Genomic DNA, 12,353 nt, shown 5'->3' with positions numbered 1-12,353 from the left:
GTTCTCGCGACCGGCGCCGCTCCGCCCGTCACCCACGACCCCGGGAAGGAGGACCGCATGACCACCACGACGCCCACCGGGCCGATGGCGCCGACCACCTCGCCGCCGCCCGCGTCCGCCATCGCGATCCGCCGCCGGCGCACGCCGGCCACCCCTTACCTCCTGCTGATCCCCGCCGTGCTGATCCTCCTGGTCGGCCTGGGGTACCCCGTGTACTGGCAGGTCGTGACCTCGCTGCAGCAGTACGGCATGATGCAGCAGTTCGGCGCGCCGCCCACGTTCGCGGGGCTGGACAACTACGCCCGGATCTTCTCCGACGACCGGCTCTGGGCCGTCGTCGGGCGCTCGATCGTCTTCTGCCTGGTCAACGCGTTCCTCACCGTGGCGATCGGGCTCGGCCTGGCGCTGCTGATGAAGGCGGTCCACACCGCCGTGCGCCTCACCCTGCAGGTCGTGCTCCTGCTGGCCTGGGCGACGCCGCTCGTGGCGGCCGTGACCGTGTTCCGGTGGCTCTTCGACTACCGCTCCGGCGTCGTCAACTGGCTGCTCGTGCAGATCGGCCTCGACCAGTACCAGGGCTACGCCTGGCTCGCCCAGCCGCTGACGTTCTTCTTCGTCGCGACCCTCGTCATCGTGTGGATGTCCGTCCCGTTCGTCGCGATGTCGCTGTACGCCGGTCTGACGCAGGTCTCCGAGGAGGTCCTCGAGGCCGCGCGGCTGGACGGCGCCCGCCCGGCGCAGATCCTGCGGCACATCCTGCTGCCGCTGGTCCGTCCGGTGCTCGCCATCGTGCTGCTCCTGCAGATCATCTGGGACCTGCGCGTCTTCGCGCAGATCCGCCTGCTCCAGGACGCCGGCGCCCCGGTCTCCGAGACCAACCTGCTGGGCAACTTCATCTACGAGCTCGGCATCGGCAGCCAGGACTTCTCGGGCGCCGCCGCCGTCTCGATCTTCGTCCTGCTGCTCACGGTGCTGCTGTCCGCGCCGTACGTGCGCAGCCTCATGAAGGAGGACGCCGCATGACCGCCGCGACCGAGACCGCCCCGCGCCCCGTCGCGGTGGAGGCGCGGCCCCAGCGCCCCGCGCCCCGACGCCCGCGGCTGCGCCCCGGCAAGGTGCTCCTGGGTGTGCTGGGGATCGTGGTGTCGCTGGTCTGGGTGTTCCCCGTCTACTGGATGCTGCTGTCGGCGGTCACGCCGAACGCCCGCCTCCAGTCCAGCACGCCGAGCTTCCTGCCCACGCACTTCACGCTGTCGAACTTCACGAGCGTCGTCACGGACTCCGGCTTCGGCGGGGCGCTGCGGATGAGCCTGATGATCACCGCGGTGACCATCGTCCTCGTGCTGGCCTTCGCGTTCCTCGCCGCGCTCGCCATCAGCCGCTGGCGCTTCCGCGGGCGCACCAGCTTCGTGCTGGCCGTGCTGTTCATCCAGATGCTGCCCGCCGAAGGCCTGTTCATCGCGCAGTACAAGATGCTCTCGACGGTGGGGGAGAGCGCGCCCGTGCTCGGCCTCAACTCTGTGCTCGGCATCTCGATCCTCTACACCGCGATGCTGGTGCCCTTCACCATCTGGATGCTGCGCGGCTTCGTCGCGGGCATCCCGGCGGAGCTCGAGGAGGCGGCCATGGTCGACGGGCTGTCGCGCACCAAGGCGTTCCTGCGGATCACGTTCCCGCTGCTGGCACCCGGCCTCGTCGCGTCGGGGGTGTACGCGTTCCTGCAGGCGTGGAACGAGTTCACCACCGCCCTGGTGCTGCTGCCCGCCGAGGACCGCCAGACGCTGCCGATCTGGCTGCGCAGCTTCCTGTCCGCGTCGGTCAACCGCGGCATCGACTGGGCCGAGGTCATGGCGGCCTCGACGCTCATCGCGGTGCCGGTGATCATCTTCTTCCTCTTCGTCCAGGGGCGGATGACGTCCGGCCTGGTCTCCGGGGCGGTGAAGGGCTGACGTGGACGCAACCCTGAGCGCCGGGCCCACCGTCGGGCTCGACATCGGCGGCACGAAGACGCTGGCCGTCCTGCTCGACGCCGAGGGCGCCACCGTGGCGCAGGCGCGTCTGGCCACCGAGCGCGGCCCGCGCGGCGTGGTGGCGGGCGCGGCCCGCGCCGCCCGCGAGGTGGCGCTGCAGGCCGGCGTCGGCGTCGCCGACCTCGCCGGGGTGGGTGTGGGCGTCCCGGGTCTCGTGGACCCGGACGCCGGCACGGTCCGCCACGCCGTCAACCTCGGCGTGGACGCCGCGCCGCTCGCGCTCGCCCAGCTGCTCGGCGCCGAGCTCGGCGGCCTGCCTGTCGGACTGGAGAACGACCTCAACGTCGCGGCCCTCGGAGCGGCGCACCTCGAGGCCGCCGCCACGGGCACGTCCCGCTCGCGCGTCGACCTGGCGTTCCTGGCCCTCGGCACGGGGCTCGCGGCCGGGCTCGTCCTGGACGGCGCGCTGCGACGGGGCGTCGGCGGCGCGGCGGGCGAGATCGGGCACGTGCCCGTCGACCCCACCGGCCCGGTGTGCCCCTGCGGGCAGCGGGGCTGCCTCGAGCTCTATGCCTCCGGCACGGCCGTGGCACGCCTGTGGCCCGCGAGCACCGGGCGTCCTGCGCCCGTCGAGCTCTTCGAGGCGGCCGAGCAGGGGGTCCCCGGGGCGCTCGAGGCCCGCGACGCGTACGCGTCGGCCGTCGCCGCGGCGGTGCGCATGCTCGTCCTGACGGTCGACGTCCCCCGGGTGGTCCTCGGCGGCGGCGTGGCCCAGCTGGGCCAGCCGCTGCTCGACGTCGTCCGGGACGCCCTCGCGCGCGAGTCCCGGGCGTCGGGCTTCCTCACCTCGCTGCACCTCGCCGACCGCGTCACCCTCGCCCCGGGCCACGTGCCCGTGGGCGCCGTGGGCGCGGCGGTGGTGGGCCGCGACGTCGCCGGGCGGACGGCGACCGGCCGGCCGGTCGCCGGGGGGATGGCGTCGTGACGCGCCGCCCGTCTCTCGGAATCGGCGTCGGGCCGTCGGTCCTGGTCGCCGGGGTGGTGGCCCTCGCCCTGACCGGGTGCTCCGCGATCGGCGACGACCCGAAGGACGCGGCCCCGGACACGGACCTCACGATGTGGCTCGTCGGCACGGACACGACGCCCGAGCTCCGCGAGTACCTCGTGACCGCGTTCGAGGACGAGCACCCCGGCGCCACGCTGACCATCGAGCAGCAGGAGTGGGGCGACCTCGTCGCGAACCTCACGGAGGCGCTCGGCGACCCGGCCACGACGCCGGACGTCGTCGAGATCGGCAACACCCAGTCGCCGACGTTCACCACGTCCGGCGCGTTCCGGGAGATCTCCCCGGAGCTCTACGAGGAGCTCGGCGGCGCGAAGCTGCTGCCGTCCTTCGTCGAGGCGGGGTCGGTCGACGGCCGGCACTACGCGTTGCCGTACTACTTCGGCTCGCGCTACGTCTTCTACCGCAAGGACGTGTGGCGGGCCGCCGGGTACGACAAGCCGGAGACCCTGGCCGAGTTCGGCGAGACCGTCAAGGCGCTCACCGACGACGACCACGCCGGCTTCGCGATGGGCGGCCAGGACTGGCGCAACGGCATCTCCTGGGTGTTCGCCACGGGCGGCGAGCTCGCCGTCAAGGACGGCGACGACTGGGTCTCGACCCTGTCCGACGCCAAGTCGGTCGAGGGTCTCGAGATGTGGCAGGACGTGTACCGCGAGGCGTCGTACCTGCCGTCCACGGAGAAGGACGTCTCCTACTGGGACTTCCTCAACGACGGCGTCGAGGACGCGCCGCCCGCGGCGGCCACCATCATGGCGCCGGCGTGGGCGCGGTGGTCCATCGGCGGGCTGGTGCGCAACGACGACGGCGAGCTGGTGCGCGACGGCATGAAGGACGCCTCGACGTTCGACATCTTCGCCCTGCCGGGGGTGGACGGCGGCCTGGCCCCCGTGTTCGCCGGCGGGTCGAACATCGCGGTGTCCGCCACGTCGCCCAGCCCCGACCTGGCGGAGGACGTGCTGCGGGTCGTCTTCTCCGACGAGTTCCAGACCCGCCTGGCCCGCAGCGGCCTCGGGCCGGCAAATTCCGACGCCCAGGAGGTCATGAAGGGCGACAAGTTCGGTCGCGCCCTCGTGCGGACGGCCGCCGCCTCGAAGCTCACCCCGGCGGCGCCCGGCTGGGCGTCGATCGAGGAGGAGGGCGTGTACGAGGAGCTGTTCGGCCGGATCGCGGACGGCGGCGACGTCGCGGCGCTGGCACGGGAGTTCGACGCCCGCCTCACGCCCATGCTCAACTCGCCGGCGCCCGCGCCGGCACCGCAGGACTGAGCGTCGCCCGGCCGGGCGCGCGACATGATGTGATGCCGAGGGCGCCCCGGGGCGCCCGCGGACGCGAGGACGGCCCGCCCGCCGGGCCGCACGAGAGACTGGAGAGCCGCATGGAAGTCGTGATCGCCCCCGCCGAAGAGCTTGCCGTGCACGCGGCCGACGCGATCGAGACCCTGCTGCGCCGTGACCCGGCCACCGTCCTGGGGCTGGCGACCGGGTCGAGCCCGCTCAAGGTGTACGACGAGCTCGCGCGGCGGCACCGCGAGGAAGGGCTCTCGTTCGAGCAGGCCCGCGGCTTCATGCTCGACGAGTACGTGGGCCTGCCCGCGGAGCACCCGCAGCGGTACCGCAACGTCATCGAGACGGAGATCGCGTCCCGCGTCGAGTGGCCGGCGGACCAGGTGCTCGGGCCGGACGGGCTGGCCGAGGACCTGCCTGCGGCCTGCGCCGCGTACGAGCAGGCGATCAAGGACGCGGGAGGCGTCGACCTGCAGATCCTCGGGATCGGCACGGACGGGCACATCGCGTTCAACGAGCCGGGGTCCTCCCTCGCGTCGCGCACCCGCATCAAGACGCTCACGCACCAGACGCGCGTGGACAACGCCCGGTTCTTCGACGACGACGTCGAGCAGGTCCCCACCCACTGCCTCACCCAGGGGCTGGGCACGATCATGGAGGCCCGCCACCTCGTGCTGCTGGCGACCGGCCGCGGCAAGGCCGAGGCGGTGCACCAGCTCGTCGAGGGCCCGATCTCCGCGATGTGGCCCGGCACGGTCATGCAGATGCACCCGCACGCCACCGTGCTGGTCGACGACGCGGCGGCCTCCCGCCTGCAGCTCGGCGACTACTACCGCCAGACGTTCGCGTCCAAGCCCGGCTGGCAGGGTCTGTGATCCGTACCCGGATCCGCGGCGCGGGGGCGGTCGTGGCACGGGAGCGTCGGGGGGTGCGTCGTAGACTTCCCGGCATGAGCGATCCCCTCTCCACCCCGCCCGCCGACCCCTCGCAGGACACCGGGGCCGGCACGAGCGTGCTGGAGCGTCCGGACACCCGCGAGCAGGCGGCGGAGCCGGGCGACCACGAGCGCTTCGCGCACTACGTGCGCAAGGAGAAGATCATGGAGTCCGCCCTGTCGGGCAAGCCCGTGATCGCGCTCTGCGGCAAGGTGTGGGTGCCCGGCCGCGACCCGTCGAAGTTCCCGGTCTGCCCGGTCTGCAAGGAGATCTACGACGGTCTTCGCGACCCTCAGGACGGCGAGGGCGGCGAGGGCGACTCCGGCAAGTGAGCGCGCAGCCGCTGAACGAGCCCGAGCCCACCCCCGACCCCGACGGTTTCGACCTCTTCGCCGCGGCGGACGAGCCCGCGGCGAAGCCCCTGCCGCAGTCGCCGTCCTCGTCGGCGGCGTCCCACCTCAGCCCGGCGTTCCCGCGTCGTGCGCCGTGGGGCACGGCGTCCAACCTGCGTGCCTGGCAGGCCGAGGCGCTCGAGCTGTACCGCCGGCGCGACCCGCGTGACTTCCTCGCGGTCGCGACGCCCGGTGCGGGCAAGACGACGTTCGCGCTGCGCGTGGCGACCGAGCTGCTGGAGGCCGGCATCGTCCGCCGCGTGACCGTCGTCGCGCCCACCGAGCACCTGAAGCACCAGTGGGCCGACGCCGCCGCGCGCGTCGGCATCCGGATCGACCCGTCGTTCAAGAACAGCCAGGGCCGGCACGGCTCGCACTACGACGGCGTCGCCCTCACCTACGCGCAGGTCGCGGCGAAGCCGGCCCTGCACCGCGCCCGCACGGAGGCCGCCCGCACGCTCGTCATCCTCGACGAGGTGCACCACGGCGGCGACGCCCTGAGCTGGGGCGAGGCGGTCCGGGAGGCGTTCGAGGACGCCACGAAGCGCCTCGCGCTGACGGGCACGCCGTTCCGCTCCGACACCGCACCGATCCCGTTCGTCACGTACGAGGAGGACCGCGAGGGCATCCGCCGGTCCAAGGCGGACTACACGTACGGGTACGGCGACGCCCTGCGCGACCACGTCGTGCGCCCCGTGCTGTTCATGACGTACTCCGGCAACATGCGCTGGCGCACGAAGGCCGGCGACGAGGTCAGCGCCCGGCTCGGCGAGGCGATGACGAAGGACATGCACGCCCAGGCCTGGCGCACGGCGCTGGACCCGAACGGCGAGTGGATCCCGTCGGTCCTCGCGGGGGCGGACAAGCGGCTCACGGAGATGCGCCGCGTCGTCCCGGACGCCGGTGGGCTCGTCATCGCCACCGACCAGACCGACGCGCGCGCGTACGCGGGCCACCTGGCCCGGCTCACGGGGCAGAGCCCCACGGTCGTGCTGTCCGACGACGACGGCGCGAGCGCCCGTATCGACGAGTTCGCCCAGGGCACCTCCCGGTGGATGGTGGCCGTGCGCATGGTGTCGGAGGGCGTGGACGTGCCGCGGCTCGCCGTCGGGGTCTACGCCACGAGCACCTCGACCCCGCTGTTCTTTGCGCAGGCCGTCGGACGCTTCGTCCGCGCGCGCAAGCGCGGCGAGACGGCGTCCGTGTTCCTGCCGAGCGTGCCGCTGCTGCTCGAGCTGGCCAACGGCATGGAGATCGAGCGGGACCACGCGCTGGACCGTCCGAAGACGGCCGAGGAGCAGGGCATCGAGTACGACCCCGAGGCCGAGCTGCTCGCGGCGGCGAACCGGGAGGAGAAGGCGTCGGGGGAGCTCCTGGGCTCGTTCGAGGCGCTGGAGGCGCAGGCCTCCTTCGACCGGGTGCTGTTCGACGGCGGCGAGTTCGGCACGGGGGCCGACGTCGGGTCGGCCGAGGAGCTCGACTTCCTCGGGCTGCCGGGCCTGCTGGAGGCCGACCAGGTGACCACGCTGCTGCGGCAGCGGCAGGCGCAGCAGGTGCGCGGCCGCGGCGGCGCCACGTCGTCGGAGGCCGCGCTGGAGCAGTCGGAGGCCGAGCACCGACGGGCCGCCGACCTGCGCAAGGAGCTGTCCAAGCTCGTCTCGGCGTGGGCGCGCAAGTCCAGCACCCCGCACGGTTCGGTGCACAACGAGCTGCGCCGGCGCTGCGGCGGTCCCGAGGTGCCGCTGGCGACCGCCGAGCAGCTCGCCGCGCGCGTCGAGATGGTGCGGGGCTGGTTCGTCGGCAAGAAGTAGCGGACCGGGCCGTCCCGGCCGCCGCCGACCTCCGTCCGCCCGGTCAGGAGAGGACGAGGTCCACGGTGGGGATCGCCGGGTCGCCGGCCGACAGGCGCCGACCGCCGCGCGGCAGCTCCGCGCGGGCCTGCAGGTGGTGCCGGGCGGCGTTCTGGACGCCGTAGGCGCCCACCCACCGGGAGTCGACGGCGCCGTCCACGACGAGGGGGACGAGCAGGCTGCGCAGGTCCGGGCGTGCGCCGTCGTCCGTCTCGTCGGGCCATGCCGCCGATGCCGAGCCTGCCGACGCCCCGTCCTCGGGCGACCACGCCACCACGAGGTCGTCGGGCCCGGTGACGAGCACCTCCGCGACGGCGCGGCCGTCCGGACCGAAGCGCCGGGCGGCGCCCTTGCGCCCGCCCTGGCTCGTCTTGAGCGCTGACGCCTTCGCGACCGGCTGCAGGACTCCCGAGGCGTCGGCGCGCGCCACCAGCTTGTAGACCATGCCGCACGTCGGGGCGCCGGAACCGGTGACCAGCGACGTCCCCACGCCGTACACGTCCACCGGCATGGCCGCCAGCCCGGCGATGGCGTGCTCGTCGAGGTCGGACGTGACGACGATCTTGGTGCCCGTGGCGCCCAGCTCGTCGAGCTGGCGCCGCACCTCGACCGCGAGGACGCCGAGGTCACCGGAGTCGAGGCGCACGGCCCCCAGCGAGGTGCCGCCCGCGGCGACGGCGTTCTCGACGCCCCGCCGCACGTCGTAGGTGTCGACCAGCAGGGTGGTGCCGGACCCGAGCGACGCGACCTGCGAGTCGAACGCCGAGCGCTCGTCGTCGTGCAACAGGGTGAACGCGTGCGCGGCCGTGCCGATCGTGTCGAGCCCGTACCGCATGCCCGCCTCGAGGTTCGACGTGCCGGCGAAGCCGCCCACCACGGCGGACCGCGCGGCAGCGACGGCCGCCTGCTCGTGGGCGCGCCGCGACCCCATCTCGAGCACGGGCCGGTCCACGGCCGCGCTCGTCATGCGCGACGCCGCGGACGCGATCGCCGAGTCGTAGTTGAGGATGGACAGGATCAGCGTCTCGAGGAGCACGGCCTCGGCGAAGGTGCCCTCGACCTGCAGCACGGGGGAGCCGGGGAAGAAGACCTCGCCCTCGGCGTACCCCTGGATGCTCCCGGTGAAACGGTACCCGCGCAGGAAGTCGAGGGTGCGGTCGTCGACGACGCCGGCCCGTTCGAGGTAGGTGAGCTCCGCGTCCCCGAAGCGGAAGTGCGTGAGCGCCTCCAGGATCCGGCCGGTGCCCGCGAGCACGCCGTACCGGCGGCCCGCGGGGAGCCGGCGCGTGAACACCTCGAAGACGCAGTGGCGGTGCGCCGTGCCGTCCGCGAGCGCCGCCTGCAGCATCGTCAGCTCGTAGCGGTCCGTGAGCAGCGCCACCGAGGGCCGGAGGGCGGGCAGGGGCGCGGCGGGCACGGTGGCGGGGAGGGCGAGGAGGCCGTGCAGGGGGGCAGAGGGCGGCGCGGCGTCGGGCGACGGGGCGACGCTGCCCCGGGGCTCGTCGGTCATGGGGACACGGTAGGGCGCGCGCGCCCATCCGGCTTGTCGGGGACCGCCTGACGGACGGTCGACGCCCGCACCTCGGCTGTGCTTAGGGTGAGACGGTGGACGGGAAGACGACGACGCGCGTGACGGCGGTCGCGACCGAGGTGGAGCGCGAGACGCAGGCGGAGGCGACGACGGCCGTCGCCGACCCGTGGGTCACGATCGTGTGGAACGACCCGGTGAACCTCATGTCGTACGTGAGCTACGTCTTCGAGAGCTACTTCGGCTACCCGCCCGCGCGGGCGGAGAAGCTGATGATGCAGGTGCACCATGACGGCCGGGCCGTCGTGTCGTCCGGACCGCGCGAGCGCATGGAGGTGGACGTGCAGGCGATGCACGGCTTCGGGCTGTGGGCCACGCTGCGGCAGTCGGGCGAGTCCGAGGGGGGCGTCGCGTGACGCCGTTCCGGTCCGCGCCGGCGGGCTACGTCGCGCGGTGGGACGACGTCGAGCGCGAGGTGCTCGCGCGTGTCGCGCGCGACGTCGCGGAACTGGTGCGCGCGGAGTCCGGCCTGGAGCCGGGGATCGAAGTCGGCGACGGCGTCGCGTTCACCGGGGTGGCGCGCGTGCCGCAGGACCCGGCCGTGCAGCGGCTGCTCCCCGACGCGCACGAGGAGGACGCGGACGTCGCGTCCGAGTTCCGCCACCTCACGCAGACGGACCTAGCAGCCGGGAAGGTCGCGCGCCTGGTCGCGTTCGCCGACGCCGTGGACGCGCCCGACGAGCTGCCGGACGACCCGCGGGCGGCGGCGGAGATCGTCGTGGCGCGCGAGGCCGCGCAGGACTTCGCGGGGGCGCTGACCGACCTGCGGCTGGTGCTGGCCGAGCGGCTCGGCCTGGTGGACGACGCGGACGTCGAGACCCTGCACGACGACGTCCTCGCCGGTGTCGACGAGGACGACGACTGGCTGGACGGCGACGACGGCGACGATGCGGATGACGGCGACGACGCGGGCGCCACCGGTGATGACGGGGACTCCGGTGACGACGGGGACGCCGGGGACGAGGTCGCCGGCTGGGAGCGGGTCGGGCTGTCCGGCGCGGAGCGGCGCTACTGGGGCGGCGTCTTCGTGGCCGCGGGGTTCGCGCAGGAGTCGCTCGTGGAGGAGATGCTCGCCGACCTCAGGGCCGGGCGCGCGACCCCATGACCGCAGGTCGCGGCCCTGTTGTGGCGGGCGCCACGCCGTGTCGCCGCTCACTTGCCGCGGTTCTGACCGCCCGTCGCGACTAGGCTGCCTGGCGTGAACGACGCCCCCATCGGGATCTTCGACAGCGGCGTCGGCGGGCTCACCGTCGCACGCTCCATCCTCGACCAGCTGCCCCATGAGCAGGTGCTCTACCTGGGCGACACGGCCAACAGCCCGTACGGGCCCAAGCCGCTCGCGGCCGTGCGCGCGATGGCGCTCGCCGTGATGGACCGGCTGGTCGACGAGGGCGTGAAGATGCTGGTGATCGCCTGCAACTCCGCCACGGCCGTCGCGCTGCCCGACGCGCGCGAGCGCTACACGGTGCGCCGCGGCATCCCCGTCGTCGAGGTGATCCGGCCCGCCGCACGGCGCGCCGTCCTCGCCTCGAAGACCGGCCGCATCGGCGTGATCGGGACCAAGGCGACGATCGACTCGCGGGCCTACGAGGACGCGTTCCACGTGGCGCCCGGCCTGGAGATCACCACGCAGGCGTGCCCGGACTTCGTGCCGCTCGTGGAGCGCGGGCAGACGTCCGGCCCCGAGGTGCTCGAGGTCGCGCACCGCTACCTCGACCCGGTGCGGGCCGCGGGCGTCGACACGCTCGTCCTCGGCTGCACGCACTACCCGCTGCTGGCGGGCGCCGTGTCGTACGTGATGGGGGAGGACGTCACCCTCGTCTCCAGCGCCGAGGAGACCGCGAAGGACGTCTACCGCAACCTCGTGCAGCACGACCTCGAGCGCTCGGTGGACGCGCCGCCGCCGGTGCACCGTTTCCTGTCCACGGGCGTCCCGGAGCCGTTCGAGAAGCTGGCCCGCCGGTTCCTGGGGCCCGAGGTGTCCCTCGTGGAGGCCGCATGAGGCTCGTCACCGTCGGCGTCGCCGGCTCGTTCCCGGGCCCCGCGTCGCCCGCGTCCACGTACCTGCTGCAGGCGCACGACGGGCAGCGGGAGTGGAACGTGGTGCTCGACCTCGGCAACGGCGGCCTGGGCGCGCTGCAGCGGTACGTCGACCCGCTCGACGTCGACGCCGTCGGCCTGTCCCACCTGCACCCGGACCACTGCGCCGACCTCTGCGGCCTGTACGTGTACCTCCGCTACCACCCGGAGCGGGGCGGCGTGCGCAGCGGCGCCGGCCGGCGCCTGCCGGTGCTGGGCCCGAGCGGGACCGCGGAGCGTGCGGCGGCGATGTACGGGCTCGGGCCGGGCGAGTCGATGGACGGCGAGTACGACGTGCGGCCCTGGGAGCCCGGCAGCGTCGTGCGGGTGGGCCCGTTCGAGCTGGAGCCGTTCACGGTCTACCACCCGGTGGAGGCGTACGGCGTCCGCGTCACCGGTCCGTCGAGCCTCCGACCCGGCGAGCGGGCCACCCTGGCCTACTCGGGGGACACGGACGCGTGCGACGGCCTCGTCGAGGGCGCTCGCGGCGCCGACCTCTTCCTCGTGGAGGCGGCATTCCAGGAGGGCCGCGACGACGGCGTCGAGCGTGGCATCCACCTCACCGGCCGCCGGGCCGGGGAGGCCGCCGCCCGCGCGGGGGTGGGCCGCCTGCTGCTCACGCACCTGCCGGTGTGGAACGCGCCGGAGGTCGCGCTCGCCGAGGCGCGGTCGGCCTACGACGGCCCGGTCGAGGTCGCGACGGCCGGCGGGGTGCACGAGCTGTGACGGGTAGCCTCGGCCCCGTGAGTGCTCCGACCGCCCCCGTCGTGCCCGTGACCCGGCCCGTGTGGCCCGCCGCCGTCGGAGACCTCGTGTGCGTCGTCGTGTTCACCGTGGTGGGCACGATCAGCCACGCGACGTCCGGCGACCTCGGTCACGTCGCGCTGGTGGGGCTGCCGTTCGTCGCGGGTCTCGCCGTCGGGTGGCTCGTGGCCCGCGCGTGGCGTGCTCCCGCGCGCCTGTGGCCTGCCGGCGTCGTCGCCTGGTGCGCCACCGTCGTGCTGGGCCTCGCGCTGCGACCCGTGCTCGGCGTGGGCGGCGTCGAGGTGTCGTTCGCGGTCGTCACCACCGTGTTCCTCGGCGTGACCATGCTGGGCTGGCGCGCCGTCGCGGCGCTCGTCGCCCGCCGCAGGTGACCCGGATCGTTGTGGGTACGGAAAGGGCGAGAATTCGACCACGAATTCTCGCCC

At 74.0% G+C, this 12,353-nt stretch carries 13 protein-coding genes; 12 read left to right on the top strand and 1 reads right to left on the bottom strand.

The genetic code is table 11. The features are described from left to right. Nucleotides 1-57 precede the first annotated feature (57 nt). From ACFT55_RS14470 to ACFT55_RS14440, 7 genes are all read left to right on the top strand, one after another. Nucleotides 58-1,023 (top strand): carbohydrate ABC transporter permease, encoded by a 966-nt coding sequence (locus ACFT55_RS14470; protein ID WP_380244535.1) that lies wholly within the window; start codon nt 58-60, stop codon nt 1,021-1,023. Next, entirely contained in the window at nt 1,020-1,949 is a 930-nt protein-coding gene (locus ACFT55_RS14465; protein ID WP_380244534.1) for a carbohydrate ABC transporter permease, read from the top strand. Before ACFT55_RS14470 ends, ACFT55_RS14465 begins: the two co-directional genes overlap by 4 nt. A gap of 1 nt (nt 1,950) precedes the next feature. Next, nucleotides 1,951-2,955 (top strand): ROK family protein, encoded by a 1,005-nt coding sequence (locus ACFT55_RS14460; protein WP_380244533.1) that lies wholly within the window; start codon nt 1,951-1,953, stop codon nt 2,953-2,955. Next, nucleotides 2,952-4,301, top strand: a complete 1,350-nt coding sequence (locus ACFT55_RS14455; protein ID WP_380244532.1) for an extracellular solute-binding protein — start codon at nt 2,952-2,954, stop codon at nt 4,299-4,301. Before ACFT55_RS14460 ends, ACFT55_RS14455 begins: the two co-directional genes overlap by 4 nt. Before the next feature lie 110 nt (nt 4,302-4,411). Beyond that, entirely contained in the window at nt 4,412-5,194 is a 783-nt protein-coding gene (nagB, locus tag ACFT55_RS14450; RefSeq protein WP_380244531.1) for a glucosamine-6-phosphate deaminase, read from the top strand. A gap of 74 nt (nt 5,195-5,268) precedes the next feature. Then, nucleotides 5,269-5,586, top strand: a complete 318-nt coding sequence (locus ACFT55_RS14445; protein ID WP_380244530.1) for a DUF3039 domain-containing protein — start codon at nt 5,269-5,271, stop codon at nt 5,584-5,586. Nucleotides 5,587-5,675: 89 nt separating this feature from the next. Further along, entirely contained in the window at nt 5,676-7,457 is a 1,782-nt protein-coding gene (locus ACFT55_RS14440; protein WP_380244537.1) for a DEAD/DEAH box helicase, read from the top strand. Nucleotides 7,458-7,500: 43 nt separating this feature from the next. Here ACFT55_RS14440 and ACFT55_RS14435 read toward each other — a convergent pair whose 3' ends face one another. After that, nucleotides 7,501-9,006: a nicotinate phosphoribosyltransferase gene (locus ACFT55_RS14435; RefSeq protein ID WP_380244529.1), complete on the bottom strand. Its 1,506-nt coding sequence runs from the start codon at nt 9,004-9,006 to the stop codon at nt 7,501-7,503. Nucleotides 9,007-9,125: 119 nt separating this feature from the next. On the opposite strand from ACFT55_RS14435, the gene clpS reads away from it, so the two are divergent. From clpS to ACFT55_RS14410, 5 genes are all read left to right on the top strand, one after another. After that, nucleotides 9,126-9,440, top strand: a complete 315-nt coding sequence (gene clpS / locus ACFT55_RS14430) for an ATP-dependent Clp protease adapter ClpS (protein ID WP_380244536.1) — start codon at nt 9,126-9,128, stop codon at nt 9,438-9,440. Beyond that, complete coding sequence (locus ACFT55_RS14425; protein ID WP_380244528.1) at nt 9,437-10,189, top strand: DUF2017 family protein; 753 nt, start codon at nt 9,437-9,439, stop codon at nt 10,187-10,189. The genes clpS and ACFT55_RS14425 overlap by 4 nt, the downstream gene beginning before the upstream one ends. A 93-nt stretch (nt 10,190-10,282) precedes the next feature. Continuing rightward, nucleotides 10,283-11,086 carry a glutamate racemase gene (gene murI / locus ACFT55_RS14420; protein WP_380244527.1) on the top strand — a complete coding sequence of 268 codons (804 nt, stop codon included), beginning with the start codon at nt 10,283-10,285 and terminating at the stop codon, nt 11,084-11,086. Beyond that, nucleotides 11,083-11,889 carry an MBL fold metallo-hydrolase gene (locus ACFT55_RS14415; protein ID WP_380244526.1) on the top strand — a complete coding sequence of 269 codons (807 nt, stop codon included), beginning with the start codon at nt 11,083-11,085 and terminating at the stop codon, nt 11,887-11,889. The genes murI and ACFT55_RS14415 overlap by 4 nt, the downstream gene beginning before the upstream one ends. Before the next feature lie 17 nt (nt 11,890-11,906). Further along, on the top strand, nt 11,907-12,299 hold the full coding sequence (locus ACFT55_RS14410; protein ID WP_380244525.1) for a DUF3054 domain-containing protein: 393 nt from the start codon (nt 11,907-11,909) through the stop codon (nt 12,297-12,299). Nucleotides 12,300-12,353: the final 54 nt, after the last annotated feature.

The sequence above is a fragment of the Isoptericola sp. NPDC057191 genome (assembly GCF_042670225.1).
Lineage (GTDB): Bacteria > Actinomycetota > Actinomycetes > Actinomycetales > Cellulomonadaceae > Isoptericola.
This window is presented reverse-complemented; position numbering and strand designations above follow the sequence as displayed.